This window comes from Burkholderia sp. AU28863, from assembly GCF_002223195.1.
In the GTDB taxonomy this organism is placed as follows: domain Bacteria; phylum Pseudomonadota; class Gammaproteobacteria; order Burkholderiales; family Burkholderiaceae; genus Burkholderia; species Burkholderia sola.
This window is the reverse complement of record NZ_NKFE01000005.1, coordinates 1,894,526-1,920,328: the sequence shown is the minus strand read 5'-3', so window position 1 is coordinate 1,920,328 and position 25,803 is coordinate 1,894,526. Positions and strand designations below refer to the sequence as shown.

Genomic DNA, 25,803 nt, shown 5'->3' with positions numbered 1-25,803 from the left:
AGATTGTAGCGAATACGGCGCCGGCCCTCTATCGTACGGACACATGCTCAACACACCCTAGGAGTTCGCATGAAGACCGTACTGATTACCGGCTGTTCTTCCGGCTTCGGCCTCGAAATCGCCCGCTATTTTCTGGCGCGCGACTGGCAGGTCGTCGCGACGATGCGTACGCCGAGCGACGACGTGCTGCCGCCGTCGGAGCACCTGCGCGTGCTGCCGCTCGACGTGACGAACGCGGACAGCATCCGCGCCGCCGTCGACGCCGCCGGCCCGATCGACGTGCTCGTCAACAACGCGGGCTTCGGCGCGGCCGCGCCGGCCGAACTCACGCCGCTCGACACGGTGCGCGCGCTGTTCGACACCAACACGATCGGGACGATCGCGGTGACGCAGGCCGTGCTGCCGCAGTTTCGCGCGCGCGGCGCCGGCGTGGTCGTGAACGTCACGTCGAGCGTTACGCTGAAGGCGCTGCCGCTGGTCGGTGCGTACCGGGCGAGCAAGGCGGCGGTGAACGCGTTCACCGAATCGATGGCGATCGAACTCGAGCCCTTCGGCGTGCGCGCGCATCTCGTGCTGCCGGGCCGCGCGCCCGATACGCGTTTCGCGGACAACGCACGGGGCAACATGCACGGCTTCGAGCACGAAGCGTATGCGGACTTCGTCGGCAAGGCCGTCGCGCGGATGCTCGATGCATCAGGGCCGATTACCCATGCGCAGGACGTCGCCGAGGCCGTGTGGCGCGCGGCGACCGATCCGTCGAGCCCGATGCGGATGCCGGCCGGCGCCGATGCGCTAGCGTGGGCGGCGGAAGCGGGCTGAACCAAACGGCATCCGTCGCACCGATCGATTGAACCGGTGCGGCGGATCGCGTGAGGTCGAAAACAGCGTTACGTTAAAGCGCGCGCGTGATCGCCTGCTCCAGCAGCGACAGGCCGAGGTCGATCTCGTCTTCGCTGACGGTCAGCGGCGGCGCGATCCGGAACACGCCGCCCATGCCGGGCAACTGCACGATGTTCATGCTGAGCCCGAGCTTCATGCATTCGCGCGTGATCTTCGCGCCGAGCCCGTCCGCCGGCTCCTTGGTCCGGCGATCCTTGACGATCTCGACGCCGAGCAGCAGTCCGCGCCCGCGCACGTCGCCGATGCAGTCGAAGCGCTCCATCAGGTCGAGCAGCCCGCGCCGCAGCCGCTCGCCGACCGTGTTCGCGCGCGCGACGAGGCCGTCGCGCTGCACGACGTCGAGCACGCGCAGGCCGACGGCGGCCGGCAGCGGGTCGGACACGTGCGTCGTGTAGAACAGGTAGCCGAGCTCGTGCGCGCGTTCCTCGATGGCCGCGGACGTGACCATCGCCGCGAGCGGCAGCCCCGCGCCGAGCGTTTTCGACAGCGTCAGGATGTCGGGCGTCACGCCGTCGCGCTGGCACGCGAACATCGTGCCGGTGCGGCCGACGCCCGTCTGCGCTTCGTCGAGGATCAGCAGCATCCCGCGCGCCTCGCACTTGCGCTTGAGCGCGGCCATATAGCCTTCCGGCAACTCGATGATCCCGCCCGAACTGAGAATCGGCTCCGCGATGAACGCGGCGAGGTTGCCGCTCGACTGGCGGTCGATCAGGTCGAACGCGTAGTCGAGTTCGGCGAGCGGGTCGTACGCGCCGTTGCGCTCGAAGCGCGGCCGGTACGCGAACGGCGCCGGAATCGCGAACGAGCCGACCGACGCCGGTCCGACGCCCTTGCGGCCGGCGCTGTACGTGGCCGACGCGGCGGCGCCCGTCATCCCGTGCCACGACTGAGCGAAACCGACGATCTCGTACTTGCCGGTGACGAGCTTCGCCATCCGGATCGCCGCCTCGTTCGATTCCGCGCCGGTGCTGAGCAGCAGCGCGCGGTCGAGCCCGGCGGGCGTGATGTCGGCGAGGCGCGTCGCGAGATCGACGACCGGCCGCGACAGCATCCCGCTGAACAGGTGATCGAGCTTGCCCGCGTATTCGCCGATCACGGACACGATCTCGGGATGGCTGTGGCCGAGCACCGCGCTCATCTGGCCCGACGTGAAATCGAGGATCGCGCGGCCGTCGGCGTCGTAGACGAAGCTGCCTTTCGCGCGCTCGACGATCATCGGCTCGAACGTGCCGCCGTAGCGGACCAGATGCTGCCTGGCATGGCGCCAGAAGGTTGCGTCGTCGTTCAGGGACATGGGCGTCTCCGGGCAAAAGGGCAGGGATCGCTTGCAGTCTAGGCGCGCGTCTGGTTTGATGGAAACGAATAGTTCTAATGCAAGCTAGAAAAGAGGCTAATACCTTGGCGCTTTCGCTCGAAATCGACCTGCTGCGCTCGTTCGTCGTGATCGCCGAGGTGCGCGCGCTGAGCCGCGCGGCCGTGCGCGTCGGCCGCACGCAATCCGCGCTCAGCCAGCAGATGAAGCGGCTCGAGGAGGCCGTCGACCAGCCGCTGTTCCAGCGCACCGGCCGTGGCGTGGTGCTCACGCATCCGGGCGAGCGGCTGCTCGTGCATGCGCAGCGCATCCTGCGGCTGCACGACGAGGCGATGGCCGATCTGTGCGGCACGGGGCTGTCGGGGACGATCCGGTTCGGGTGTCCGGACGATTACGCGCAAGTGTGGCTGCCGTCGCTGCTGCGGCAGTTTTCGAGCCAGCATCCGCAGGCGATCGTCGAAGTCGTCTGCGGGCCGACGCCGCGGCTCGTCGAACACCTGGAGAAGCGCGCGGTCGACCTGGCGATGATTTCCGTGCCGGACGACGGTGCGACCGGCGACATCATTCGTCGCGAGCAACTGGTCTGGATCGGCTATCCGGGGCTCGAGCCCGCGCATTTCGATCCGCTGCCGCTTGCGCTGTCCGACCGCGATACGCTCGATCACGTTGCAGCGTGCGACGCGTTGAACCGCGCCGGCCGCGACTATCGCGTCGCATATGCGAGCAGCAGTCTCGCCGGGCTGATCGCGCTGGTGCGTTCGGGACAGGCGTTCGCGGTGATGACGCAGACGGCCGTGCCGGCCGACGTCGCGATCGTCAACGGCGATCCGCATTTGCCGCCGTTGCCGGCCGTGGGCATTACGCTGCGGTTCGACCGGAAGCGGCCGTCGCACCTGACGGCCGCATTCGCCGACCATATCCGGCAAACGCTGCCGTTGCTTTGACGGTCGACGCGGATCAGTCGACCATCGACGAAGCCGACACCTGTGTGCGGCCACGCGTCTGCGCGGCCGCATCGCGCACGCGGATCGTCGCCTGCATGCTCGACAGCTTCAGTTCGGTTTCCTGAAATGCGTTGACCGGCTCGGATTCGGCGACGATGCCGCAGCCCGCGAACAGCCGGCGCGCGCCGTCGGCGGGCGCCGCATCACGCACGGCTCAACCGCCGCGCGGCCATCCATGCAACGACGAGCAGCACCGCGACATACGCGGCGACGCTCGTCCACGCGCCGCGCTGCCAGAACGCGCCGCCGACCGAGCCGAGCACGCTCGACCCGACGTAGTAGGCGAGCAGATACAGCGAAGCCGCATGCCCCTTCGCGGCGCCCGCGAGCGCGCCGACCCAGCCGCTCGCGACCGAGTGCGCGACGAAGAAGCCGATCGTCACGAGCACGATGCCGACGACGATCGCGACGAGCGAGTGCGACAGCGTCAGCGCGAGGCCCGCCGCGAACACGACGATGCCGCTGACGAGGACCGGCGCCCGCCCGAGACGATCGGCGAGCGCGCCGGCGCTCGATGACGACACCATCCCGAACAGATACGCGCCGAAGATCAGCCCGCAGGCGGTCGGGCTCAGGTTGAACGGCGCCGCCATGAGCCGGAACCCGGCGTAGTTGTAGATCGTCACGAACGCGCCCATCACGAGGAAGCCGATCGCGAACACGAACGGCAGGCGCGCGTGACGCAGTTGCGCGTGCCACAGCCGCAGGTGGTGACGCAGCGTCAGGTCGGTGCGCTTCACGAAGCGTCGCGACGCCGGCAGCAGCATCACAAATGCGAGCGCCGCGAGCAGATCGACGACACCGATCGACAGCATCGCCGTTCGCCACGAAAAGTGCTCCTCGAGCGTGCTCATCCCGATCCGTCCGATCATGCCGCCGAACGCGGTTCCGCCGACGTAGAGCCCCATCGAGAAGCCGAGCCCGTCGGCGGCGATTTCTTCCGCGAGATAGGCCATCGCCACCGCCGGCACGCCCCCAAGCGCGAAGCCTTCGAGCGCACGACAGACGAGCAGCAGGTGCCAGTTCGGCGACAGCGCGGCAAGCAGATTGAACAGCGCGGCCAGCGTCATCGACGCGAACATCAGCCCGCGCCGCCCGACCCGTTCGGACAGCGCGCCGGCGCACAGGATCGACACCGCGAGCATCCCGGTCGACAGCGATAGCGACAGCGAACTCGACGCCGCACCGACGTTGAATTCGCGGGCGAACGCGGGAAGCAGCGGCTGCACGCAATACAGCAGCGAGAAAGTGGCAAAGCCGGCGAGGAACAGCGCGAACGCGATGCGCTTGTACGCGGCCGAGCGCGGGGACACGCCGGCCGGCAGCGCATCGGGCGCGGAGGGTTGCGTACCGGGCATGGATCGGGAAATCGAAGCGGGGGACATGAAGGCACTCGATGTGCGACGGAATACACGAATTCTTGCGCACGGTCATGTATATGTCCAATATATGAAATGAACCGCAGCAATATGTTTTAACACTGGCTGGCAGGCCAGCCCCGACTCACCGCGAGGTCACGTCACGCATGGAACTCCGGCATCTCCGCTACTTTCTGGCCGTCGCGGCCGCGTCGAATTTCACGAAGGCCGCCGAAACGCTCGGCATCGGCCAGCCGCCGTTGAGCCAGCAGATCAAGGCGCTGGAGAACGAGCTCGGCGTGGAGCTGTTCAAACGGACCGCGCGCGGCGCCGAGCTGACGCTGGCGGGCGAAGTCTTCGCGGAAGAAGCGCGACGCGTGCTCGACGATGCCGAGCGCGCGGCACGCGCGGCGAGACGCGCCGCGCGCGGGGAAACCGGCCATTTGCGGGTCGGCTTCACCGGGACGGCGGCGTTCAATCCGAAAGTGTCGGATCTGATTCGCCGCTTTCGCGAGGCGTTTCCGGATGCGGAGCTGACGTTGCAGGAAGCGACGTCGGGCGTGCTGCTGGAGGCGCTGGAGGCCGGGCGCCTCGACGTCGCGATCGTGCGGCCCGAGCGCCGCGTGGCCGCGACGCTGCAGGTATCCGATTGGGACGAGGAGCCGATGTTCGTCGCGCTGCCCGTCGCGCACCGGCTGGCGCAGCGTCGGCGCATCGAACTGGCGGAACTCGCGGACGAGTCGTTCGTGCAGGTGCCGCGCGCGGCCGGCGCCGCGCTGTTCGACGAGATCGTCGCCGCGTGCAAGGCTGCCGGGTTCGAGCCGCGCATGGGTCAACCGGCGCCGCAGATCGCGTCCGCGGTGACGCTGGTGGCGGCCGGGCTCGGCGTGTCGGTCGTGCCGAAGGCGATTACGCAGGTGCAGGTTCCCGGGGTCGTGTACCGGCCGTTCGCGGGCAACCGGTTTCGCGCGAGGCTGGCCATTGCGTCGCGCTGCGACGAGCCGTCCGCGGTGGTGCGGAATTTTCTGCTGCTTGCATAGCAGACAACAAAAAACCCGCGAAGCCATGTGCTGTCGCGGGTTTCGGATCATGCTGGAATGCGCGGAAAACGCATCTGGTGCCGACGGCGAGACTCGAACTCGCACAGCTTTCGCCACTACCCCCTCAAGATAGCGTGTCTACCAATTTCACCACGTCGGCACTGCAAGGGGCGCAATTCTAACGTCACATCGCGCGTTTGTGAAGGGGGCATGACAAGGTCGTGTAGGGGCACGCGATCGATCCCGGTAGAATTCGTCCGATCGACCTGACGATCACCGCAACCGCCACCCGTTTTCTCCCCGTGACCCACACCCTCGAACACCTGCAGGCCGGCCAACTGTCGGGCGCGCGGCAACTGAAGCTCGCGTGCGGACTGACCGAATTCCCGCGCGAGATCTTCGATCTGGCCGACACGCTCGAAGTGCTCGACCTGACCGGCAACGCGCTGTCCGCGCTGCCGGACGACCTGCCGCGGCTGCATCGCCTGCGCATCCTGTTCGCGTCGGGCAACCGCTTCACCGCGTTCCCCGACGTGCTCGGCGCGTGCGAGCGACTCGACATGATCGGCTTCAAGGCGAACCGGATCCGCACCGTGCCGCGCGGCGCGCTGCCGCGTGCGCTGCGCTGGCTGATCCTGACCGACAACGCGATCGACGAACTGCCGGCCGACATCGGCGACTGTGCGCGGTTGCAGAAGCTCATGCTGGCCGGCAATCAGCTGCAGGCGCTGCCCACGGAAATGGCCGCGTGCCGCGCGCTGGAGCTGGTGCGCCTGTCGGCGAACCGGCTGCACGCGTTGCCCGACTGGCTGCTGCGACTGCCGCGGCTCGCGTGGCTCGCCGTTGCCGGCAACCCGTTCGGCGCGGCGCCGGAGGCCGCGGCGTCCGCCGGGCCGGACGTCGCGGAGATCGACTGGGCCGCGCTGTCATGCGAACGGAAACTGGGCGAGGGCGCGTCGGGCGTCATTTATCGCGCGCAATGGCGGGCGGACGGCCATCCGCCGCGGACGGTCGCGGTCAAGCTGTTCAAGGGCGCGGTGACGAGCGACGGCTTGCCCGATTGCGAAATGGCCGCGTGCCTGCATGCCGGCCGTCACGCGCACCTGATCCCGGTGATCGGCAAGGTGCGCGGCCATCCGGACGGCACGCACGGCCTCGTGATGGAGCAGGTCGATCCCGCGCTGACGAACCTCGCCGGGCCGCCGAGCTTCGCGTCCTGCACGCGCGACGTCTATGCCGCCGAGGCGGAATTCGATCCGGCGCACGCGTTGCGGATCGCGCACGGCATCGCGTCGGTCGCCACCCAGCTGCATGCGCGCGGCATCATGCATGGCGACCTGTATGCACACAACATCCTGCACGACGGCGCAGGCGGCGCGTTGCTCGGCGATTTCGGCGCGGCGTCGCTGTACGACGTGAACGAGCGCACGCGCGGCGCGAGGTTCGAGCGGCTCGAAGTGCGCGCGTTCGGCTATCTGCTCGGCGAATTGCTCGAGCGCTGCGAACCGCACACCGGCGCGCTCGATGCGCTGGCGGCGGCGTGCATGAACGAGGACGTCGACGCGCGGCCGTCGTTCGACGAGATCACGGCCGCGCTGGCCGCGCGCATGCGCTGACGGGGAGGCGGCTTACGCCTGCCGCGCGGTCAGCAGCTTGATGCCGAGCCCGACGAACAGCAGCCCGCTCGCACGCTTGAGCGCGCGCACCGCGCGGCTCATGCCGACGCCGCGATGCAGGCGGCGCACGCCGGCCGAATAGACGCTGTGAACGACCACGACCGTGCAGGCGATCGTCGCGACGGTGCCGTGCGCGCCGTAGCGCACCGTGTTGCGAATCACGAGCAGCACGTTGGGGCCCGGCGACAGCGTCGTGGCGAGATAGGCTGCGGCAAACAGCATCCAGGTCTGAACGGACATGCGGCGCTCCGAAAGGCGGTTCCGGCGGTCGGGATGAAGCGATGATGACACGCTAATAATGGCGCGGGCCGCCACCGCCGGAACCGTGCGGTCGCGGCGCGTCAGCGCGCGTCGCGCATGCAGTACGCGGGAATCGACGGCGGCGTATCGATGGCGGCAGGCCGCGTCATCCACGCGATCCACGCGGCCCATGACCCGCAGGCGATCAGTACCGCGACATTCAGCGGGGTACGGTAGCGGACGATCAGGTCGGCCAGCGGCAGGCGGTTTTTCATGTGCGGCTCCTTCGGTCGTGAGGTCGGCGGCGTTACTGGCCGGCGTAGGTCGGCGCCTTCGCGTCGCAGGTCACGGACACGGTCGAGCCGTCCGCGAAATGCAGCCGCATCGGCACCTTCGCGCCGGGCGCGACGGCCTGGCGCGGTTCCTCCAGCATCACGTGATAGCTCTTCGGCTTGAACGTCAGCGTGCCGTGCGCGGGCACGACGACCGAGTCGACGTGCACCATCTTCGCGGTGCTGCCGCTCGTCTGCGTTTCATGCACCATCGCCATCCCGTAGGCGGGCGTGTCGATGCCGGTCAGCGTCGCGGGTGCGTCGCCGCCGTTCTTCAGCGTGAAGTAGCCGGAGGACGGTACCGTCGCCGGCATCGTGCGGATCCAGCACGCATCGGCCTGGATGGCAGGCGCGGCGAAGGTGGCGGACGCGTGCAGCGCCAGCGCCATGAGCAGGGCGGTCGGAATCGGGCGTTTCATCATTTGTTCTCCTTATCGGGTGCGATGCCGGCGGCATCGATGCGAATGCGATCGGCATCGAGCGCCGACGCGCATCGCGCGCGTGACATGGGTTACTTCAGCGTGAATGCGTAGCGGCCGTGCGTGCGATGGCCGTCGCTGGCCACCGCGATCCACGCGACGGTATAGGCGCCGGGCTTCAGGCTCGCCAGCGCGACGTGCATCCGCTTCCGGTTGCCGGCATCGACGGCCGTCTTCCCGTCGACGACCGATTGCCCTTGGCTGTCGGTCACGGCGATCGAGCTGAACGCGGGCTCGAGCGCCTCGCCGAAATCGATCGTGACCGCGTGCGGCGCGCTCGACAGCGTGGCGTTGGGCGCCGGGTCCTGCATTTTCGGGAGCGCATGCGCATGCGCGGCGTGGAGGGCGACGAAGCCGAGTGCGGCGAGTGCGCCGCGAACGAAAGTAGCGGTTTTCATGGCTGGATGGGACGAATCGGATGGAAAAAGACGGATTCGGCGGACGGCTGCGCGAGCGGCATCGATATCGGCGGCGCGCGGCGCGGACGTGCGAGGGCGGGCATTCGCATGCGGGCGAATGCAGGCACGGCAATCCGAACCGGTAGCGGCCAACCGCGCGCCCGGCACGACGCCGCGCGCAGCAGGGTGAGACATGATCGTCCTTCGAAACGTGACAGATCGCGCACGCGGGCGGCATGCGCGGGCGACGCGATGCACGACGGCATCACGCGCAATGACGACCGATCAGGACGTGAAGGGCGGGGCGCGCGGTTGCGCGGCCGTGAGCGGCAGCGCGCGGCGCAGGCTTTCGAAGCGGGTTGCCGCGCGATGCTCGATTGCGTGCACATGGGCCGCGAACGTCAGTTCGGGGGCAGGCAGCGCGGGCGTATGGGCAAGCAGGCTGCAGTAGCCGCATGCCTGCAGATGGGCCTGCAGGTTTTTCGTCGACGCATCGGCGGAGCGGTCGCCGGCGGCCGGCGCGGCCGAACAGTAGCCGGCCAGCAGCGCGTCGACGCGCCCTTGCGTGGTCAGCGCCTGCGAGATCGTCGGCGCGAGCGCCGTCATCAGGATGGCGAGCATCCCGATCAGACTGCCGATCTTCCGGAGGCGACGACTCAGCATGCGATGCGCGGCGGCGGGTGGACTGACGATGCGGGCGATTATGCCACGCACGCCGGTTCGCCGGTCGGCACCGACGTGCGGCATCGCGGCGCGCTACGCGTGCAGCGCCAGATACTTCGCGATCAGCGTCATCTGCACGGCCCAGCCCTGGTCGTTCATGTCGCGGGCCGTCGCGCGACGCGCTTCGATCAACTGGTCGAAACCCGTTTCGGTGACCGTGAGCAGCGTGCCGCCGGCCTGCGCCGCGAGCGTGAACGTGACGAGCGTCATCGGCTCCGACGCGTAATCGAAAGCCGGATCGATTGCGAACGGATGCCAGCGAAACGAGAACAGTTGTTTGGGCTCGATACGGTCGACGACGATTTCGAACACGGTGCCCGCATAGGGCTCCTGCGCCTTGGCGACGTCGTCGTCGACGCGGGTCGGCGTGATGCGGCCGAACAGCGGCTGGCCGGCCTCGAACGGGCCGTCGAACGACACGCCGAACCATTGGCCGAATTCGTCGGATTGGCTCACGGCTGCCCAGACGCGGTCAGGTGATGCGGCGAGCAGCGTCTGTTTTTCGATGCGATCGGTTTGCTGGACCATCATGTCCTCCATGCAGGATCGAGCGTTGCAGAGCACCGCACGCGGCCGCGCGCGATGTCTAGTCGAGCATGGCCGCGTCGGGCACGTCGAGCACGAGGTCCGACGTCGCGACGGCCACGCACGGCAGCGTATAGCCGTCGGCTTTTTCGTCGCGGCTCAGCCCCGGCCATTCGATCGTGTAGCGTACGCTGCCGCTGACGATCCGGCAAAGGCAGCTTCGGCACGTGCCGTTGCGGCACGAGCGCGGCAGCGACACGCGCGCGAACGCGGCGGCTTCGAGCACGGTCAGCGTATCGGGTGCGTCGAAGCTTGCGCCGAGCGGCTCGATGCGCACGACGGGCGGGTGTTCTGGATCGGTCATGAGTGAAGCGGGCGGCGGTTCGGCGGCAACGCGCCAAGCATACCCGAAGCCGCCGGCGGCCGAAGGCCGCCAGCCACGCCACGGGCGTCAGTGCCGCCGCAGATACCGGTACACGGTGTTGCGGGCGAGGCCGAGCTCGCGCGCGGCCGCCGATACGTTGCCGCCATGCCGCGCGAGCACCGCATCGATCATCGCGGCCTGGTGGCTGTGCAGCGTCGTGCCTTCGCGTTTGCCGGCCGATGGGAGCGATGTGGCCGGTATGGCTGCCCCCGACGTCGTGGGCGCATCGTCGCAGTCGAGCCAGAAATCGTCGGGCAAATGCGCGAGCGTGATCTCGGCTTCGTCTTCGGCGAGCATGCCGGCCGTGCGCAGCACGTTGGTCATCTGCCGCAGGTTGCCGGGCCAGCGGTGGCGCGCGAACGCGTCGAGCACGTCGGCCGCGAGGTGGCGCGGCATCGGCTCGCTGCGCGCGAGCCGCGCGAGGATCCGCTCGACGAGCGCCGGCAGGTCGGTGCGTGCGGCGAGCGCCGGCAGCGTGACTGCGAGGCCGTTGATCCGGTAGAACAGATCCTCGCGGAACGTGCCGTCCGCGATCATCGCGCGCAGGTCGCGGTGGGTCGCGCACACCACGCGCACGTCGACCGGCACCGCGCGTGCGCCGCCGAGCGGCATCACCGCGCGCTCCTGCAGCACGCGCATCAGCCGAACCTGCTGCGCGAGCGGCATGTCGCCGATTTCGTCGAGAAACAGCGTGCCGCCGTCGGCCTGCGCGATCTTGCCCGGGCTGCCGCGCTTGCGCGCGCCGGTGAACGCGCCGTCTTCATAGCCGAACAGCTCGGCCTCGATCAGCGAATCGGGCAGCGCCGCGCAGTTGACCGCGACGAACGGGCCGTCCGCGCGCGGCGACGCCTGGTGCAGCGCGCGGGCGAGCCATTCCTTGCCGGTGCCGGTCTGGCCGAGGATCAGCAGCGGCAGGTCGCGCCCGCGAATCTTCGCGACGCGTTCGAGCACGGCGGCCATGCGCGCGTCGCCGGTGTCGAGCGTCGCGAACGTGATCGCATCGGGGTCCGGCGCCCGCACGCGGGCGGCCGGCGTCGGCGGGGTGACGGCGACGGTCGTTTTCTGCGCTTCAGGGAATTCGCAGCGGGCGAGCACGCGCACGCCGGTCGACAGCGTGAGGCGGAACGTGGCGCCCGGCGTGCGCGCGGCCTGCTGCGCGAGCTGGCTGAAGCGCATGCCGAACAACGCGTCGCTGGCCTGGTGCTGCAGCGCGTCGAACGACGCGCCGAGCTGGAATTGGGCGCTGCGGTTCGCGGCGATCAGCCCGCCGTCGGGGCCGAATGCGACGAGCCCGGCGAACAGCGAATCGACGCAATCCTCGTGTGCGTGAAAGCGCAGCCGCAGCGCTTCGCCGCACTGGTTCGCGAACAGGTGGTTCTCGATCAGCTGCGCGGACATCCGCACGAGCGCGAGCGTATGCGGGCTGGAGCCGCGCGGATCGCCGCTCACGTCGAGCGTGCCGAGCGTGCGGCCGAACGGATCGACGATCGGCGCGCACGCGCAGGTGAGGATGTGGTTCGCGCGCAGGAAGTGTTCGGAACCGTGCACGACCACGGCCTGGCCCGATGCGAGCGCGGTGCCGATCGCGTTGGTGCCGCGTGTGCCTTCGGCCCACGACACGCCGTTGCACAGCGCGACGCGGTTGGCTTTCTCGATGAAGTCGGCGTCGCCGATGCTGTGCAGGATCACGCCGTCGGCGTCGGTCAGCAGCACGAGGCTTTGCGTCTCGGCGATCTGCGCGTGGAGATCCTCCATCACCGGGCGGGCGTGCGAGAACAGCGTGTGGTTCGTGTCGAGCAGTGCGCGCAGCGCGACGCGCGACAGCGGCGCGAAATCGGGGCGCTCGTGCGCGCGCAGGCCGACCGCGGTCGAACGCGCATGCGCCTGCGCGAGCAGGTCGGTACGCCCCGCGGTGGCGGGCAGCACGAAGGGTTGCGGCATGATGTGTCTCCTGTTCCCCGGAGCCGCCGGGGCCGACCGGATCGGAAGCGGCGGCGGAGTGTGTCTCCGCTCGCGGCGCACCATTCGGCGCGACAGCCGTTCGTCCGGGTACGCATCATCATACAAGCGCCACGTGCGATGCGCGACTGCCGACAAAATCCCCTTGCTTTTAAGCGCCCGCCTGCAATGATGGAAATGGAGCACGCACGCGCCGTGTTCCGCACTGCAACATGCATGCGACGCGACATGCATCCGTTCGGGAGAGGCATCATGGTTCGGACGGAACTGAGAGTCGTGCTGGCGGCCATCGCCACCTTCATCATGCTGGGCGGCATTGCCGTGGCGATCCACGGATTGCTGTTCGATCTGACCGATGCGGTGAGATACGGGGCGGCCGCGATTGCGGTGGGCGTCACGACCGCCGCGATCGCGCTCAACATCTGGCCGACCGATCCGCACTGACGCCGTTTTCCGAAACGGTGCCGGATGCCGCGCAGATCAGACGAAATGCGCGTCGGAACGACGCACACCGAAATTTTTGTGTCCCGCGCGAAACCGTCTAAAGTGGAATTCAACCGGCATGCAGCGACCGCGCCACACTCCGCGGTAGCGGCCTCCGCCGGCGAGCCCGCGTACATTTCGTCCGGCCGGTAGCGGACGACGGACGCGGTCATTCGTTTTCTACCGGTCGAGGCGGCTCCCATGCAGATCCATTTCACGAACGAGAAGCCGGAGTATTCGGGGCGTGACCTGATGCTGGGGTTCACGGCGCTGGTCAATGGCGAGCGGGTCCAGTGCCAGATCACCGCCGAGGCGCTGGAAGACCACTTCGGCGCGGCATCGCCGCGCTTCGAGGACATGGTCGGCGCATTCGACCAGCACCGCGAGCGTATCGAGGCGGCCGCGCGGCGCCTGCTGTCGGAAACGCGCGCGCAATGCGTGACGCTGCGCAGCGGCTACGTGCGTTTCTACGAGGCGAACTGGCGCTGACGACACGACGCTCGTCTCGCGGCGCGCCCGGGCGCGGCGCACGCGAAGACGTTGTCTTTCACGCAATGCCGTTCGGTGGGGCCGGGCGGCATTTTCGTATGCGGGCCGTGCGGGATCGACCGGGCGTCGGCCCCGGGGCATGCGCGTCGATTCGTGAAGAGCGCGAAAGCGTCGTGCGAAAACACGAACGCCACCCGAAGGTGGCGTTTGCATCGTGCGTCGCCTCGGTGCGCGCGCCGCGCTTACTCGCTGCCGAGATAGAAGAAGCGGAACAGGAACACGGCCGCGATGATCCACACGATCGGCTTGACCGTGCGAGCCTGGCCCGTCAGCAGCTTGAGGCCGCCGTACGCGATGAAGCCGAATGCGACGCCGTTCGCGATCGAGTACGTGAACGGCATCAGCAGCGCGGTCAACGCGGCCGGCACGGCTTCCGTCGCATCGTCCCACGGCACCTCGACCATCTCGCGCAGCATCAGGCACGACACGTACAGCAGCGCGGGCGCCGTCGCGTAGCCCGGCACGACGCCCGCGAGCGGCGCGATGAACAGGCACGCGAGGAACAGCACCGCGACGGTGATGGCCGTCACGCCGGTGCGGCCGCCGGCCTGCACGCCCGATGCGCTCTCGATGTACGCGGTGGTCGACGACGTGCCGAGCACCGAGCCCGCGACGATCGCGGTGCTGTCGGCGAGCAGTGCCTTGTTCAGGCGGTTCATCTTGCCTTCGACGAGCAGGCCCGCGCGATTCGCGACGCCCATCAGCGTGCCCGTCGCATCGAACAGTTCGACGAGGAAGAACACGAGGATCACGTTGATGATGCCGGTCGACAGCGCGGCGCCGATGTCGAGCTTGAACAGCGTCGCGTCGATCGACGGCGGTGCCGAGAACACGCCGTGGAACTGGTTGCCGGCGAAGAAGAACGACAGGATCGTCACGCCGATGATGCCGATCAGGATCGCGCCGCGCACGCGCAGATGGTCGAGCGTGACGATCGTGAAGAAGCCGACGATCGCGAGGATCGTCTCGTGTTTGTGCAGGTCGCCGAGCGTGACGAGCGTGGCCGGGTTGCCGACGATCACGCCCGACGTCTTCAGCGAGATGATGCCGAGGAACAGGCCGATGCCGGCGGTAATGGAAATCCGCAGCGATTTCGGAATGCCGTTGACGATCGCCTCGCGCACACGGAACAGCGTGACGAGCAGGAACAGGCAGCCGGAGATGAACACCGCGCCGAGCGCCGCCTGCCATGTGAAGCCCATCCCCTTGACGACCGTGTACGCGAAATACGCGTTCAGGCCCATGCCGGGCGCGCAGGCGATCGGGTAGTTCGCGTACAGGCCCATGATGATCGACGCCAGCGCCGCGACGAGGCAGGTCGCGACGAACACGGATTCCTTCGGCATGCCGGCGTCGCCGAGGATCGCGGGGTTGACGAAGATGATGTAGGCCATCGTCAGGAACGTGGTGACGCCCGCGAGTATCTCGGTGCGGAAGTCAGTGCCGGCTTCAGCGAAGCCGAAATACCGCTTGATGAATTCCATGAAGGCGTTTCTCCGGTCGGATTGTCGTGTTGATTGTTGTGCCGAATTGTTGTAAAGGCAGCGCGGCCGGCTAACTGTAACCAGCCACTATTGTCCGGCTATCGGCGGATTGTAATAGCGCGGATAGCTCGGACGATATAGTTGGAGGGCGCGATCGGTTGCCTGCGCGAGAACGGTCGGGTACCCGCCCCGTGACGAAGGCGCGCATTTTACCGGTTCGAGCGGCACGGTCCGGCAGAAATGGGGAAACGCGGGAAATGCGCGGTAGAGGCGCGAGGCAGGCCGGCGAGACCGGTCATGCGTGCGCCACGCGGCCGATGCGTGCGCAACGGCCAGCCGGCTGCGTCGCGTGCGGCCGGTGTGCGATGACATGCGACTGAAACGGTGCGCCCGGATGCTGCACGCACGCGGTGCAGGCGGCGCGTGCCGGCGAACGCACGTGTGCCGCCGGTGCGGATACACGACACGGCACCTGCGTGCAGCGGCCATTCGTCAGTCCAGGCGGCCGCAGGTATCGGGCTATCCTGCGCCGAAGCCGTCCCGTCCGCAACTGTCATTTCGCGATGCGAGGGCGACTGTGGTTTCTGTGTAAAAGATTGCAAGACCCCATCGCATAAACCGGCAAGTCTTTCTAGGATAGATACACCGCGCATGCACACGCCGGCCGGTAATTGCCGACGCGGGGGAGTCGCAGTCCGTGCAGGCCAGGCGGTGAATGGCGGTCAAGGCCGTTGCGCGTTTGGGCAGGCACGGCTAGTTCGGCACCGCCGGTCAGGCGCGGCCGATTGCGATTGCCCGATGCGGGTTCGTCCGTAATCACGGAGGTCAGCATGTTGAACTGGATCAGCCGTTGGGCGATGCGACACGCCCCCACGCCGGAAAAAACCGCTGCGTCGATGCTCGTGACGGCGCGCATGGAACTGTTCGCAGCCGAACAGCGCGTCATCGATGCGAAATTACAAGCGGATTACTGGCGCACACGTGTGTCATTCCTCGAAGAGGTGCAGAAGCAGGGCATCGATCCGTGGGTGACCTCGCAGGCTGCGCAACGCCCCGACTTCGATGCCACTCCACGAAGCACGGGCCCGCGTCTCGCCGCCAGCACCTGATGCCTCTGCTGCATCCCGTCGCTGCGCACGGCGCGCGATCGCTCGCGGCACGCATCGGCGTGCCGCGTCCTTCGATGCGCACCCGCGGCGCATTGCGCCGCGGGTGCGTCCGTTTCCGGTCGCGGCCGTTCCGCGTGTCGCGCGCTTGACGCGTGCGAAACGGCGCGCCGCTCATCCGCTCCTTCTCCCTCTCCCGACGAGCAAACGTTGCACGTGCGCGAGCATGCGCCTGATGCGTTCGCCGCGCCGCACGTACGCGGTCGTGATCGTCGCTTCGGCCGGCCGGTCGGCATCGGTGCCGAGCCAGATGCGCTCGCCGCGCGCGATGCGCAGCACGTCGCCGGGCCGCACCCAGTAATCGTCGACGCCCGGCGGGCGGGTGATCCACAGCGCCGCGCCGTGCGCGCGGATCTCCGCGTCCTGCGGCGCGCGCCAGGTCATCGTCGTGCGCGGCGCGACCGCGAAGCGGATCACGACGGTCGGTAACGCGATCGTGCCGGCGACGCGCCGATCGGGACGGTCAAACAGCGGGCTTGCCTGGTCCATCGTCTTCTCCATTCAGTGAGCCGGACGGATGACGTGCACCAGAACAAAAAGGCCTCATCCGTTTCCGGCGAGGCCTCGTGTGACATGCGGTACTGCTCGATTGCTAACGCACAAGCGCCTCCCGTGATCCATTCTTTCGAATGTTCACCGGGCAATGAATCGCGATGGCGACGAGCTTGAACGTAGGCATGCGAACGATTTTGTTGCGGGTGTGCGGTGTTGTCAACGACAATTTTCGGGATATGCGCGGGCGATGCGTTGCCGCGCGCATGCGGCGTTTCGCGAGGTCGGTGCGCACAGGGATCCGGGATCGCGTGTGCAGCGATGCGTGCATCATGCGCGACGCCGCCATTGCCCGCTCAGCCGGCCGCGCGTCCACGCGAGCGCACGCGTCAGCCCCGTATCGCGCTGCATGACGTACACGGTCGTGATCGATGCTTCGGCAGGCCGGTCGTCGCCGCTGCCGATCCAGACGCGCTCGCCGCGCTGCACGCGCAGCACGTCGCCGGCGCGCAGCCAGTAATCGTCGACGTTGCCGAGTCGCGTGATCCACAGCGTGGTGTCGTGTACGCGGATCTCGGCGTCGTGCTGCGCGCGCCACGTCAGCGTCTTGCGCGGCGCGACCGTGAAATGCAATTCGACGCTCGGCAATGCGATCGTATCGGTGCGGCACCGATCGGGGCAGGCAACCCGCCGGCTTGCTGGGTCCATCGTCATCTCCGTTCCGTTGAGCCGGGCGGGATGACGCGCACCAAAACAAAAGGCCTCATCCGTTTCCGGCGAGGCCTTGTGACATGCGTGACTGAATTTCGATGCTAACGCACAAGCGCCTCCGGTGATCGCCGCGGGTGGGCGTTCACTCGGTTTTTATGCGCGATGGCGATGGGCTTGAGCATGAGCATGTGAACGAGTGTGTCGTGGCCGCGCAACCGTGTCAACGGAAATGTCGACAGACGTGGCGGTTACGCGTCGCGTTGCGCGAGGCCGTTCACGAGCAGTTCGGACAGCAGGCCCGTCATCCCTCCCGGGTGCGTGGCCGCGCGAGCCTTCAGCTGTTCGACGAGCTCGGCGTTGAGCTTGCACGCGAACGGCACGAGGCCCTGCTCCTGGTCGAGCTTGCGCTGCGCGCGGCGATCCAGCTTGGCCGCTTCGTCGGCGCCCTTGCCGAAACGCGCGGAACTCGACTGTTTCATCGCGTGCGTCAGCTTGAGCGCCTTGTTCTTTTCGAGATCGGTTTTCTTCATGGCCATCGCGGCACCTCCGGGAAATTGAAGCCGCGATTGTACGCATTTCGGCGGGCGCCGCCCGCCGAACCGGCCGGCGACCCGGTCACGCGCCTTTCGTCGTGCCCCAGTTGCCGCCGTGCGCGGCTGCCTGCGCGGCCGGCGAGCGCGCGAGGTAGGCGAGCGCCTGCTCGGTCGAGCCTTCATGGTGCGGCGTATAGCCCGGCTTGAAATAGCGCAGCGCCGCGCCGAGCACTTTCCAGAACGACGGCAGGTGCCCGCGCCGCGAACCCTGCCACCACGCGAGCACGAAGCCCGGGTAGCGGCCGGCGTCCGGGTCGCGCCGGTACATGAACTTCGCGCCGGTCGTGATGTAGTAGAGCAGCAGCAGGATCACGAATGCCATGTGCACGCAGCGCTCCGGATAGGTGCCGCCCAGGTGCCGGTAGATGTCGAACGCGACGGTGCGGTGCTCCACTTCCTCGGCGCCGTGCCAGCGCAGCAGGTCGACCATCGTCGGGTCCGCACGGCCTTCGTCGAGCCCGTGCGCGTTCAGCACCCAGTTGCCGAGATAGCCGAAGAAATGCTCGAGCGACGCGATCACCGCGAGTTGTTGCCGCAGCCAGAAGCGCGTGTGGCCGATCTTCAGCCCGAACGGCTGCTCGCCCAGCACGCGCGTGAACAGCCGGTTGAGCTTCTGCGTGAACGGCTTCGTGTCGATGCCGTGGCGGTCGTAGTAGTGCTTCAGCACGCCGGCGTGCGAGCGCGAATGCACGGCTTCCTGCCGCAGGAAGCCTTCGGCTTCGTCGCGCAGGCGTGCATCGGCGATCAGCGGCAGCGCCTTGTTGTACACGCGGCAGAACCACAGCTCGCCTTCCGGGAACAGCAGGTTCAGCGTGTTGATGATGTGCGTGCTGCCCGGATCGTTCGGCACCCAGGTGACCGGCGTGTCGCTGAAGTCGAACTTCACGTGCCGGGCCTTGATCTTGTGATAGTCGGCGGTATCGGTCATGTTGTCTCCCTGTCCTGTGCGGCGTCGTGCGCCGTCAATGCGATGCCATGCTGATGCGCGCGATCATCCGGCCCAGCCACGGCATGAAACGGCCGACGAAGCGTAGCGCGTGCGCTTCGCCGCCGACCGCGACGACGGGGCGGTTGCGCAGCACGCCGTCGACCATCGCCTGCGCGACGGTTTCGGGTTTCAGGCCGCGCAGCTGGTACAGCCTGGTCGCGCGCTTGCGCAGCCGTGCTTCGTCCTGCGCGTTGGCGCCCGCATAGTGCGTCGACGCCATGATTCCCGTTTCCGCGAAACCGGGGCATACGGCCGTCACGCCGATGCCTTTATCCGCGAGCTCCGCGCGCATGCATTCGCTGAGCATCAGCACCGCGGCCTTCGTCGTCGCATACGCGGGCAGGTCGCGCGACGGCCCGAACGCGGCGGCCGATGCGGTATTGACGATATGCCCGCCGGTGCCGCGCGCGGCCATCTGCTGCGCAAACAGCCGCGAGCCGTGGATCACGCCCCACAGATTCACGTGCAGGATGCGCTCCCAGTGCCGCGTGCTCGTGTCGAGGATGCCGCCGGCCATGCCGATGCCCGCGTTGTTGATCACGACGTCCGCGCCGCCGAGTTCGCTGCCGACCCACGCCGCGAGCGCTTCCATCTCGTCGGCCGACCCGACGTCGACGCGTTTCGCATGCGCGTGCGCGCCGGTCAGCCCGATGAGCAGCGCGGTGCGTTCGGCGCTCGCGAGATCGATGTCGCATGCGACGACCGTCGCGCCTTCGCGGGCGAAGGCCAGCGCCGCGCAGCGGCCGATCCCGCTGCCCGCGCCGGTGACGACCGCGACCTTGCCGCCGAAGCGCCCGCTGGTGGCGCGGCGGCGCGCGTTCGCGAGCGCGGGCGGTTCGTTGCCGGATTCGACCGCGTCGATCAATTGCCCGGCGAGATCCGCGAAGCGCGCGGGATCGGCGAGCGGCAGCCAGTGGCCGGCCGCGACTTCGCGGCGGTAGTACTGCGGCACCCAGCGCGACAGGTTCTCGGACAGCGCGGGGCTCACGTATTTGTCGCCGAGCGGCACGATCGTCTGCACCGGTGCGTGCGCGTAGCGTTCGCGCGGCGCGAACAGGCAGCGGATGAAGTTCGCGCGATACAGGCGTACGCCGCGCGCGCCGTCGTCGGCCTGGGTCGGGCGCGGCGGGGCAGGCGTTTTCTCGAGCCGGCGCAGCAGGCCCGGCCACGCGCGGCCGAGCCACAGCCGCCAGCCGAGCTCGGGAAGAAACGGCAGATGGAACAGATACACGTACCACGAGCGCACGAGCTGGCCGCCGAGCTTGGCGAGCGACGCGGGCGTCGGGCGCAGCACGCGTTCGCGCAGCCAGAAGCCGACGTGGTCGAGGCACGGGCCCGAGCACGACGTGTACGACGCGATGCGGCCGGCGAGACGCGGATCGGTGACGAATTCCCAGCCCTGGATCGACCCCCAGTCGTGCGCGACGAGGTGCACGGCGCGCCCCGGGCAGAGCGCGTCGATCACCGCGACGAAATCGTCGGTCAGCTTCGCGAGATGGTAGTCGGCCGTGCGCGTCGGCACGCCGGACAGGCCTGCGCCGCGCACGTCGTACGCGATCACGTGATGCCGGCGCGCGAGCAGCGGCGCGACGTGCTGCCAGACGCTGCTGTCGTCGGGATAGCCGTGCACGAGCACGACCGGCGAGCGGGCCGGGTCGCCCCAGGTCCTGACCGCGAGCGTCAGGTCGCCCGAGGCGACCGCCGTTTCGCCGTGAACCGATTCGAACAGGGCCAGCGGCGCTTCGTCGGAAAGAGGCTGCATCGTGAGTCCGTCGTTCAGGGAGTCGAGGGGAGGTGCGGGCGCGTCAGGCGGCGGCCGGAACGTTCGCCGCGGCCTGCGCGCGTTCAGCCTGGCGGCGCTGCCAGCGGCGCACGTGCGGCAGGTCGTCGTCGAGCCAGTACGCGTCGTCGTCGGTGATCACGAGCAGTTCCTCGAATTTCGCGCCGACGCCGGCGAAGCCGAGATGCGGCTCGACGGCCCACAGGCCCGGCACGGGTGCATGCTCGGAGCGGCGGTCGATCGACCACAGCGGCGACCAGCCTTGCTGCTTCGCCGCGCGGCCCTGGTCGAGCAGCAGGTTGCGCGTCGCGTTCAGCCCGAAGCGCGCGACGAAGCGCGGCTTCGACAGCTTGTGGATCTTCGCGACGCGATGCGCGAGCACCTTGAACGGATAGGCCTTGTGGCGCGGCTCGACGCCCTGGCGGCGGCACAGCGCATCGACTTCCTGTGCGACTTCCGCCATGGGCCGGCGCGCCTTCACGAGCCGCACGATCAGGTCGCGATGGTCCAGCAGGTCGTCCTGCAACTGCTCGAGGATCGGGTTGCGGCCGAGACAGTGCGCGTAGCCGACATCGGCGACGATGCCGTCGAGCACCGGCGCGACGTCGAGGATCACCGGCATGTCGGTTTCGAGCTGCCGGTTGCTCGGGAAGAACGCAAGGTTGAAGCCGCCCATGTGCTTGAGGCCCGAGAACCCGTCGAACGCGGTGCGGTCGCCGAACCACGCGAACGGCTTGTGCAGCCAGTCGTGCACGCCGTGATCCTGCAGCCATTCGGTCAGCAGGCGCGCGGCTTCCTTTTCCGTGATGCCCGGATAGAGCATCGCGCCGACGGTCTCGACGCAGCGGTAGGCAAGCTGCTGAACCGCGCGGAATTGCGGCAACTCGTCGAGATGGACTTCCGGCAGCGGATGGTGGGCGGTCATGAGGCGTCTCCATGTGTCGGCCCGCGTTTGCGTCTCGGCGCGACGCGGGTCCTGTGCAAGGCGGGGCGCTGATCGGAACGCATCCACCGATGATCCCGGGCGGATTATTCAGTCAGCATTTAATGTGCCATTGGTTGATGTAATAATCATAGCCGGTTCGGGCTCGTGCGCCACCCCCCGGGGATGAGGGCTTCTCCTAATGAAGTGCCGAAATGGAGGGGAAGCTCTAGGTTTGCGGCGGTTGGGACTGGATGGTCGGCGCGTACTCATGCGTCCCGAGCGGGGGAGCCGGCCGGGAGCGCCAGGCGAGATCCCGGCGCAGGCCCGCAATGTCGCGCCGGATCAACTCCCCGTCGCGTCGCGGCACGACGCTGTCAAATTGCCGAAATAATTTCGTCACATCATCCGCCCCGATTCGAAGCTTTTTCGGCTTCGCGAGGCCGGTGTGCCACGCGTCGCGCGGGGCGACCGAAGCCGATTCGACATTCCACGGAGAGAGACCATGCAACGCCGCCGGTTCATGAACACCCTTGCCGCGGCGACCGCCGCAACGCCGCTGATGCTCAAGGCCGGCATGGCCGGCGCGAAGAGCGCCACCGCGCCGGACGCGCTGGACCCGGGCCGCTGGTCGCCGTTCAACGCCGCGCGCCTGCAGGCGGTGCTCGACCGGCATGGCGTCAAGAGTGCGCGCTACGACGCGAAGCGCCGCCCGTATGCGGTGTTCGACTGGGACAACACGTGCATCATGAACGACTGTGAAGAAGCGCTGCTGATGTACCAGATCAACCATCTGCAGTACAAGCTGACGCCGGACGAGTTCGTCGCCGTGATGTGGAAGGACGTGCCGAAGGGTGCGTTCATGAAGGACTACACGACCGTCGACGGCAAGCCGGTGACGATGGAGGACCTCGCCGCCGACGTCGAGTCCGACTACCGCTGGCTCCATGCGAACTACCAGGGCTTCGGCGGTGACAAGCGCCTCGACGAGATCCGCGAGACCGACCAGTTCAAGGATTTCCGCGCGAAGCTGTACTTCATGTACGACGCGATCTGCGACACGCATCCGCTCGAAGTCGGCTACAAGTGGATCATCTACTTCTACAAGAACATGACGACCGCCGAGCTGCAGGCAATGGCGGAAGCGTCGAACAACTACGGGATCGGCGACGCGCTGCGCAAGGTCCGCTACGAAAGCCCGAAGACGCTGCCGGGCAAGGCCGGCGTGGTGGCCGATACGCATTTCCACGGGATCCGCATTCACGAGGAAATCCGCGCGGTGATGCATACGCTGCGGGCGAACGGCATCGACGTGTACGTGAGCACCGCGTCGCTCGACGACGTCGTGCGCGTATTCGCCGGCAATCCGAACTATGGCTACGGCGTGCCGCCCGAGAACGTGATCGGCCTGCGTCTCGACATGCAGGACGGCAAGTACACGAGCACCTATCCGGCCGGCTGGCATTTCAACTGGGGACCGGGCAAGACGGTGGGCATTCGCACCGTCCTCGCGTCGAAGAAGGGCTACGGCCCGCTGCTGGTGTTCGGCGACAGCGACGGCGACGCGTGGATGCTGCGCGATTTCAAGGACACCGCGGCCGGCGTGATCGTCAACCGGATGAAGAAGGGCGAGATCGGCGCGGATAGCAAGCTCGCGGCCGAACAGATCGGCAACCCGGACGCGCGCTTCCTGCTGCAGGGCCGCGACGAGCACACGGGGCTGATGATCCCGGACGAGAAGTCGATCAAGTACGGCAAGACCGAGCGCAAGCTGCTGGCCTGACGCGGGCGGGGCGGCGCAGCCCACGCCCCCGCGCTTATCGGTATCGGCCCGCGATGTCGCGCGGGCCGGCCCGCGCGCGTCTCAAGGCTCGCGCTTCGCCCCCAACCGGTCCAGCAACGCGCCCAGCAGATCGATCGGCAGCGGAAACACGATCGTCGAATTCTTGTCCGCCGCGATCGTCGTCAGCGTCTGCAGGTAGCGCAACTGCATCGCCTGCGGCTGCAGCGCGAGCCGCTGCGCGGCCTGCAGCAGCTTCTCCGACGCCTGCAATTCGCCTTCCGCATGAATCACCTTCGCGCGTCGCTCGCGTTCGGCTTCGGCCTGCCGCGCGATCGCGCGGATCATCGTCTCGTTCAGGTCGACGTGCTTGATCTCGACCGTCGACACCTTGATCCCCCACGCATCGGTCTGCGCGTCGAGCGTCTTCTGGATGTCCGCGTTCAATTGTTCGCGCTCGGCGAGCAGCGCGTCGAGTTCATGCTTGCCGAGCACCGCGCGCAGCGTCGTCTGCGCGAGCTGGCTCGTCGCCTCGAAGAAGCGCGCGACCTGGATCACGGCCTTTTCGGGATCGACGACGCGGAAATACACGACCGCATTGACCTTCACCGACACGTTGTCGCGCGTGATCACGTCCTGCGCCGGCACGTCGAACACGACGGTGCGCAGGTCGATCCGCACGACCTGCTGGACGATCGGGATGATCAGCACGAGCCCCGGCCCCTTCACCTTCCAGAACCGGCCGAGCATGAACACGACACCGCGCTCGTACTCGCGAAAGATGCGGATCGACGATGCGACGAGCACCACGACGAAGACGACCAGGACGCTGCTGAAGCCGAACGTGTAACCGATCATGAAGGTTCTCCCTGGGGATGGGCGGGGGCGGGCGCGTCGTAGAGCGGCGCGACGGTCAGCGTCAGCCCGTGGCGGCCGGTCACGCGCACGCGGCAGCCGGCCGCCAGCGGCGTGCTGCTCGCCACGCGCCAGCGCTCGCCGTGCACGCGCGCCCAGCCGGCGGCCGACGGCGCGGCGCCGGCCGCGCCCTGCGGCTGGTCCGGCTGCAGGCCGTCGTCGAGCACTTCGCCGATGCTGCCGAGCATCGCCTCGGCGCCGGTCACGACCGGGCGGCGACGCGCGCGCAGCGCGACGTTCGACACGCCCGCGACGAGCAGCCCGCCGCCGAGCGCGAGGCTCGCGATCACGGGCCACGGAATCCCGTAGCCGGGCACGTCGGTGTCGATCAGCATCAGCGCGCCGATCGTGAACGCGACGATTCCGCCGAACCCCAGCACGCCGAAGGTCGGCAGGAACGCCTCGGCGACGAGGCAGCCGAGCCCGAGCAATATGAGGCCGAGGCCCGCATAGCTGACCGGCAGCAACTGCATCGCGAACAGCCCGACCAGCAGGCAGATCGTGCCGACGACGCCCGGCAGCACGAAACCGGGATTCGCGAATTCGAAGAAGAGGCCGTAGATGCCGATCGTCAGCAGGATCAGCGCGACGTTCGGATCGGCGATGATCGCCAGGAAGCGGCTGCGCCAGTCGGGGGCGAGCACGACGAGCGGCGCGTGCAGGGTCGCCAGATGCAGCGTGCCGGCGGTCGTCGTCACGGCGCGGCCGTCGAGCTGGCGGGCGAGATCGGCCGGGTCCTGCGCGATCAGGTCGACGACGCGCTGCGCCCGCGCCTCGTTCGCCGACAGGCTCACGGCTTCGCGCACCGCGCGCTCGGCCCATTCGGCATTGCGCCCGCGCAACTGCGCGAGGCCGCGGATGTACGCGGACGCATCCTGCATCGCCTTGCGGATCTCGGTCGATTGCGTATCGGTCGGCAGTGTGGCCGGCGCGTCCGACACGCCGGATGCACCCGATGCACCGGTCGGTCGCGGCGCAGCGGGGTTCGCGCCCGGCGGCGCGGCGCCGCCGATGCCGAACTGCACGGGCGACGCCGCGCCGAGATTGGTGCCCGGCGCCATCGCCGCGAAGTGGCTCGCATAGACGATGTAGGTGCCCGCGCTCGCCGCCCGCGCGCCGCCCGGCGCGACGAACGCGGCGACCGGCACCGGCGAGCCGAGGATGGCCTTGATGATCTGCCGCATCGACGTATCGAGGCCGCCGGGCGTGTCGAGCTGGAGAATCGCGAGCGGCGCGTGCTCGCGGGCCGCGCGGTCGAGCGAACGCACGATGAAATCGGCGCTGGCCGGGCCGATCGCGCCGTTGACGGGAATCACGACGACCGGATGCGCGGCAGGCGCATCATGGGCCGATGGCGGCGCGGCGACCGCGGCGCATACGACGAGCAGCGCCGCGAACAGCGCGGCGCGCGCGACCCGCGCGGACAGCGGGTGACGGGGGCGGCCGGCCGGCGCGGCAGGCGCCGGCGGCTCATGACGGTGAAAACGCATCGGGACGTCCGGGCGGCGCACGGCCGCGTGCCGTCCGGCTCGCGAAAAAGGGCGTGGGCCCGATGCTTGAAGATTAGGCG

At 68.4% G+C, this 25,803-nt stretch carries 27 protein-coding genes, 1 tRNA gene and 1 pseudogene; 8 read left to right on the top strand and 21 right to left on the bottom strand.

Features of this window, described 5'->3' with window-relative positions:
* Nucleotides 1–69: 69 nt before the first annotated feature.
* A complete protein-coding gene (locus CFB81_RS25270; RefSeq protein ID WP_089436893.1) occupies nt 70–819 on the top strand; it encodes an SDR family oxidoreductase in 750 nt (249 codons plus the stop codon).
* A 73-nt stretch (nt 820–892) separates the two neighbouring features.
* Here the strand turns inward: CFB81_RS25270 and CFB81_RS25265 are convergent, their stop codons facing one another.
* The gene (locus CFB81_RS25265) at nt 893–2,194 is read right to left on the bottom strand and encodes an aspartate aminotransferase family protein (RefSeq protein WP_089436892.1); all 1,302 of its coding nucleotides are present in this window, start codon (nt 2,192–2,194) and stop codon (nt 893–895) included.
* Between the two features lie 77 nt (nt 2,195–2,271).
* On the opposite strand from CFB81_RS25265, the gene CFB81_RS25260 reads away from it, so the two are divergent.
* Nucleotides 2,272–3,156 (top strand): LysR family transcriptional regulator, encoded by an 885-nt coding sequence (locus CFB81_RS25260; protein WP_179236060.1) that lies wholly within the window; start codon nt 2,272–2,274, stop codon nt 3,154–3,156.
* Nucleotides 3,157–3,169: 13 nt separating this feature from the next.
* On the opposite strand, the pseudogene CFB81_RS25255 reads toward CFB81_RS25260, so the two are convergent.
* Both CFB81_RS25255 and CFB81_RS25250 read right to left on the bottom strand, forming a co-directional pair.
* Nucleotides 3,170–3,370, bottom strand: a pseudogene (locus tag CFB81_RS25255) (salicylate biosynthesis isochorismate synthase); the annotation flags it as partial.
* Nucleotides 3,360–4,601 carry an MFS transporter gene (locus CFB81_RS25250; RefSeq protein ID WP_089436890.1) on the bottom strand — a complete coding sequence of 414 codons (1,242 nt, stop codon included), beginning with the start codon at nt 4,599–4,601 and terminating at the stop codon, nt 3,360–3,362. The gene CFB81_RS25250 and the pseudogene CFB81_RS25255, both read right to left, overlap by 11 nt.
* Nucleotides 4,602–4,741: 140 nt before the next feature.
* Here CFB81_RS25250 and CFB81_RS25245 point away from each other — a divergent pair, with 140 nt between their 5' ends.
* A complete protein-coding gene (locus CFB81_RS25245) occupies nt 4,742–5,614 on the top strand; it encodes a LysR family transcriptional regulator (RefSeq protein WP_089436889.1) in 873 nt (290 codons plus the stop codon).
* Nucleotides 5,615–5,689: 75 nt separating this feature from the next.
* Here the strand turns inward: CFB81_RS25245 and CFB81_RS25240 are convergent.
* Nucleotides 5,690–5,774: transfer RNA gene (locus CFB81_RS25240), tRNA-Leu, on the bottom strand.
* 142 nt (nt 5,775–5,916) lie between these two features.
* Between CFB81_RS25240 and CFB81_RS25235 the strand changes: the two genes are divergently transcribed.
* On the top strand, nt 5,917–7,230 hold the full coding sequence (locus tag CFB81_RS25235; RefSeq protein ID WP_089436888.1) for a leucine-rich repeat-containing protein kinase family protein: 1,314 nt from the start codon (nt 5,917–5,919) through the stop codon (nt 7,228–7,230).
* A gap of 12 nt (nt 7,231–7,242) precedes the next feature.
* On the opposite strand, the gene CFB81_RS25230 is transcribed toward CFB81_RS25235, so the two are convergent.
* The 8 genes from CFB81_RS25230 to CFB81_RS25200 all read right to left on the bottom strand — a co-directional run bounded on the left by CFB81_RS25230 (nt 7,243) and on the right by CFB81_RS25200 (nt 12,352).
* Nucleotides 7,243–7,530 (bottom strand): hypothetical protein, encoded by a 288-nt coding sequence (locus CFB81_RS25230; protein ID WP_089436887.1) that lies wholly within the window; start codon nt 7,528–7,530, stop codon nt 7,243–7,245.
* Between the two features lie 101 nt (nt 7,531–7,631).
* Nucleotides 7,632–7,805, bottom strand: a complete 174-nt coding sequence (locus CFB81_RS36260) for a hypothetical protein (protein WP_164725533.1) — start codon at nt 7,803–7,805, stop codon at nt 7,632–7,634.
* Between the two features lie 32 nt (nt 7,806–7,837).
* Entirely contained in the window at nt 7,838–8,281 is a 444-nt protein-coding gene (locus CFB81_RS25225; protein ID WP_089437139.1) for a copper chaperone PCu(A)C, read from the bottom strand.
* A gap of 92 nt (nt 8,282–8,373) precedes the next feature.
* Nucleotides 8,374–8,739, bottom strand: a complete 366-nt coding sequence (locus CFB81_RS25220) for a copper resistance CopC family protein (protein ID WP_089436886.1) — start codon at nt 8,737–8,739, stop codon at nt 8,374–8,376.
* Between the two features lie 285 nt (nt 8,740–9,024).
* Nucleotides 9,025–9,402 (bottom strand): DUF2946 domain-containing protein, encoded by a 378-nt coding sequence (locus tag CFB81_RS25215; protein ID WP_069617491.1) that lies wholly within the window; start codon nt 9,400–9,402, stop codon nt 9,025–9,027.
* Nucleotides 9,403–9,495: 93 nt separating this feature from the next.
* A complete protein-coding gene (locus CFB81_RS25210) occupies nt 9,496–9,990 on the bottom strand; it encodes an SRPBCC family protein (protein ID WP_089437138.1) in 495 nt (164 codons plus the stop codon).
* Between the two features lie 58 nt (nt 9,991–10,048).
* Nucleotides 10,049–10,351 (bottom strand): 2Fe-2S iron-sulfur cluster-binding protein, encoded by a 303-nt coding sequence (locus CFB81_RS25205; RefSeq protein ID WP_050012376.1) that lies wholly within the window; start codon nt 10,349–10,351, stop codon nt 10,049–10,051.
* Between the two features lie 87 nt (nt 10,352–10,438).
* On the bottom strand, nt 10,439–12,352 hold the full coding sequence (locus CFB81_RS25200) for a sigma-54-dependent Fis family transcriptional regulator (protein WP_089436884.1): 1,914 nt from the start codon (nt 12,350–12,352) through the stop codon (nt 10,439–10,441).
* A 186-nt stretch (nt 12,353–12,538) separates the two neighbouring features.
* On the opposite strand from CFB81_RS25200, the gene CFB81_RS25195 reads away from it, so the two are divergent.
* A complete protein-coding gene (locus CFB81_RS25195; RefSeq protein WP_249190481.1) occupies nt 12,539–12,814 on the top strand; it encodes a DUF2964 family protein in 276 nt (91 codons plus the stop codon).
* A 240-nt stretch (nt 12,815–13,054) separates the two neighbouring features.
* Entirely contained in the window at nt 13,055–13,342 is a 288-nt protein-coding gene (locus CFB81_RS25190; RefSeq protein ID WP_006486743.1) for a DUF1488 domain-containing protein, read from the top strand.
* Between the two features lie 242 nt (nt 13,343–13,584).
* Here the strand turns inward: CFB81_RS25190 and CFB81_RS25185 are convergent, their stop codons facing one another.
* A complete protein-coding gene (locus tag CFB81_RS25185; protein WP_069617375.1) occupies nt 13,585–14,886 on the bottom strand; it encodes an NCS2 family permease in 1,302 nt (433 codons plus the stop codon).
* A gap of 830 nt (nt 14,887–15,716) precedes the next feature.
* Between CFB81_RS25185 and CFB81_RS25175 the strand changes: the two genes are divergently transcribed.
* Entirely contained in the window at nt 15,717–15,995 is a 279-nt protein-coding gene (locus CFB81_RS25175) for a hypothetical protein (protein ID WP_069617374.1), read from the top strand.
* A gap of 171 nt (nt 15,996–16,166) precedes the next feature.
* On the opposite strand, the gene CFB81_RS25170 is transcribed toward CFB81_RS25175, so the two are convergent.
* From CFB81_RS25170 to CFB81_RS25145, 6 genes are all read right to left on the bottom strand, one after another.
* Entirely contained in the window at nt 16,167–16,541 is a 375-nt protein-coding gene (locus CFB81_RS25170; protein ID WP_069617373.1) for a DUF2917 domain-containing protein, read from the bottom strand.
* A 333-nt stretch (nt 16,542–16,874) separates the two neighbouring features.
* On the bottom strand, nt 16,875–17,252 hold the full coding sequence (locus CFB81_RS25165; RefSeq protein WP_089437136.1) for a DUF2917 domain-containing protein: 378 nt from the start codon (nt 17,250–17,252) through the stop codon (nt 16,875–16,877).
* A gap of 251 nt (nt 17,253–17,503) precedes the next feature.
* Complete coding sequence (locus CFB81_RS25160; protein WP_069617372.1) at nt 17,504–17,791, bottom strand: hypothetical protein; 288 nt, start codon at nt 17,789–17,791, stop codon at nt 17,504–17,506.
* 79 nt (nt 17,792–17,870) lie between these two features.
* Nucleotides 17,871–18,776 carry a metal-dependent hydrolase gene (locus tag CFB81_RS25155; RefSeq protein ID WP_069617371.1) on the bottom strand — a complete coding sequence of 302 codons (906 nt, stop codon included), beginning with the start codon at nt 18,774–18,776 and terminating at the stop codon, nt 17,871–17,873.
* A gap of 34 nt (nt 18,777–18,810) precedes the next feature.
* Nucleotides 18,811–20,598, bottom strand: a complete 1,788-nt coding sequence (locus CFB81_RS25150) for an SDR family oxidoreductase (protein ID WP_089436883.1) — start codon at nt 20,596–20,598, stop codon at nt 18,811–18,813.
* Between the two features lie 43 nt (nt 20,599–20,641).
* Nucleotides 20,642–21,541: a M24 family metallopeptidase gene (locus CFB81_RS25145; RefSeq protein WP_069617369.1), complete on the bottom strand. Its 900-nt coding sequence runs from the start codon at nt 21,539–21,541 to the stop codon at nt 20,642–20,644.
* Nucleotides 21,542–22,043: 502 nt separating this feature from the next.
* On the opposite strand from CFB81_RS25145, the gene CFB81_RS25140 reads away from it, so the two are divergent.
* On the top strand, nt 22,044–23,321 hold the full coding sequence (locus CFB81_RS25140; RefSeq protein WP_089436882.1) for an HAD family hydrolase: 1,278 nt from the start codon (nt 22,044–22,046) through the stop codon (nt 23,319–23,321).
* An 81-nt stretch (nt 23,322–23,402) separates the two neighbouring features.
* Here CFB81_RS25140 and CFB81_RS25135 read toward each other — a convergent pair whose 3' ends face one another.
* Together CFB81_RS25135 and CFB81_RS25130 are read right to left on the bottom strand one after the other, a co-directional pair.
* The gene (locus CFB81_RS25135; RefSeq protein ID WP_069617367.1) at nt 23,403–24,176 is read right to left on the bottom strand and encodes a slipin family protein; all 774 of its coding nucleotides are present in this window, start codon (nt 24,174–24,176) and stop codon (nt 23,403–23,405) included.
* Nucleotides 24,173–25,723, bottom strand: a complete 1,551-nt coding sequence (locus tag CFB81_RS25130) for a nodulation protein NfeD (RefSeq protein ID WP_089437135.1) — start codon at nt 25,721–25,723, stop codon at nt 24,173–24,175. The genes CFB81_RS25135 and CFB81_RS25130 overlap by 4 nt, the downstream gene beginning before the upstream one ends.
* Between the last annotated feature and the right edge of the window lie 80 nt (nt 25,724–25,803).

Bases quoted from the DNA above. Each gene is read 5' to 3' on its own strand.
- CFB81_RS25215 (WP_069617491.1), bottom strand. From the start codon at position 9,402: ATGCTGAGTCGTCGCCTCCGGAAGATCGGCAGTCTGATCGGGATGCTC.
- CFB81_RS25130 (WP_089437135.1), bottom strand. From the start codon at position 25,723: ATGCGTTTTCACCGTCATGAGCCGCCGGCGCCTGCCGCGCCGGCCGGC.
- CFB81_RS25210 (WP_089437138.1), bottom strand. From the start codon at position 9,990: ATGGTCCAGCAAACCGATCGCATCGAAAAACAGACGCTGCTCGCCGCA.
- CFB81_RS25170 (WP_069617373.1), bottom strand. From the start codon at position 16,541: ATGGACCAGGCAAGCCCGCTGTTTGACCGTCCCGATCGGCGCGTCGCC.
- CFB81_RS25260 (WP_179236060.1), top strand. From the start codon at position 2,272: ATGCAAGCTAGAAAAGAGGCTAATACCTTGGCGCTTTCGCTCGAAATC.
- CFB81_RS25165 (WP_089437136.1), bottom strand. From the start codon at position 17,252: ATGGACCCAGCAAGCCGGCGGGTTGCCTGCCCCGATCGGTGCCGCACC.
- CFB81_RS25225 (WP_089437139.1), bottom strand. From the start codon at position 8,281: ATGAAACGCCCGATTCCGACCGCCCTGCTCATGGCGCTGGCGCTGCAC.
- CFB81_RS25155 (WP_069617371.1), bottom strand. From the start codon at position 18,776: ATGACCGATACCGCCGACTATCACAAGATCAAGGCCCGGCACGTGAAG.
- CFB81_RS25175 (WP_069617374.1), top strand. From the start codon at position 15,717: ATGTTGAACTGGATCAGCCGTTGGGCGATGCGACACGCCCCCACGCCG.
- CFB81_RS25195 (WP_249190481.1), top strand. From the start codon at position 12,539: ATGATGGAAATGGAGCACGCACGCGCCGTGTTCCGCACTGCAACATGC.
- CFB81_RS25190 (WP_006486743.1), top strand. From the start codon at position 13,055: ATGCAGATCCATTTCACGAACGAGAAGCCGGAGTATTCGGGGCGTGAC.
- CFB81_RS25150 (WP_089436883.1), bottom strand. From the start codon at position 20,598: ATGCAGCCTCTTTCCGACGAAGCGCCGCTGGCCCTGTTCGAATCGGTT.
- CFB81_RS25160 (WP_069617372.1), bottom strand. From the start codon at position 17,791: ATGGCCATGAAGAAAACCGATCTCGAAAAGAACAAGGCGCTCAAGCTG.
- CFB81_RS25140 (WP_089436882.1), top strand. From the start codon at position 22,044: ATGCAACGCCGCCGGTTCATGAACACCCTTGCCGCGGCGACCGCCGCA.
- CFB81_RS25145 (WP_069617369.1), bottom strand. From the start codon at position 21,541: ATGACCGCCCACCATCCGCTGCCGGAAGTCCATCTCGACGAGTTGCCG.
- CFB81_RS36260 (WP_164725533.1), bottom strand. From the start codon at position 7,805: ATGAAAAACCGCCTGCCGCTGGCCGACCTGATCGTCCGCTACCGTACC.
- CFB81_RS25205 (WP_050012376.1), bottom strand. From the start codon at position 10,351: ATGACCGATCCAGAACACCCGCCCGTCGTGCGCATCGAGCCGCTCGGC.
- CFB81_RS25245 (WP_089436889.1), top strand. From the start codon at position 4,742: ATGGAACTCCGGCATCTCCGCTACTTTCTGGCCGTCGCGGCCGCGTCG.
- CFB81_RS25265 (WP_089436892.1), bottom strand. From the start codon at position 2,194: ATGTCCCTGAACGACGACGCAACCTTCTGGCGCCATGCCAGGCAGCAT.
- CFB81_RS25135 (WP_069617367.1), bottom strand. From the start codon at position 24,176: ATGATCGGTTACACGTTCGGCTTCAGCAGCGTCCTGGTCGTCTTCGTC.
- CFB81_RS25220 (WP_089436886.1), bottom strand. From the start codon at position 8,739: ATGAAAACCGCTACTTTCGTTCGCGGCGCACTCGCCGCACTCGGCTTC.
- CFB81_RS25270 (WP_089436893.1), top strand. From the start codon at position 70: ATGAAGACCGTACTGATTACCGGCTGTTCTTCCGGCTTCGGCCTCGAA.
- CFB81_RS25185 (WP_069617375.1), bottom strand. From the start codon at position 14,886: ATGGAATTCATCAAGCGGTATTTCGGCTTCGCTGAAGCCGGCACTGAC.
- CFB81_RS25250 (WP_089436890.1), bottom strand. From the start codon at position 4,601: ATGTCCCCCGCTTCGATTTCCCGATCCATGCCCGGTACGCAACCCTCC.
- CFB81_RS25230 (WP_089436887.1), bottom strand. From the start codon at position 7,530: ATGTCCGTTCAGACCTGGATGCTGTTTGCCGCAGCCTATCTCGCCACG.
- CFB81_RS25200 (WP_089436884.1), bottom strand. From the start codon at position 12,352: ATGCCGCAACCCTTCGTGCTGCCCGCCACCGCGGGGCGTACCGACCTG.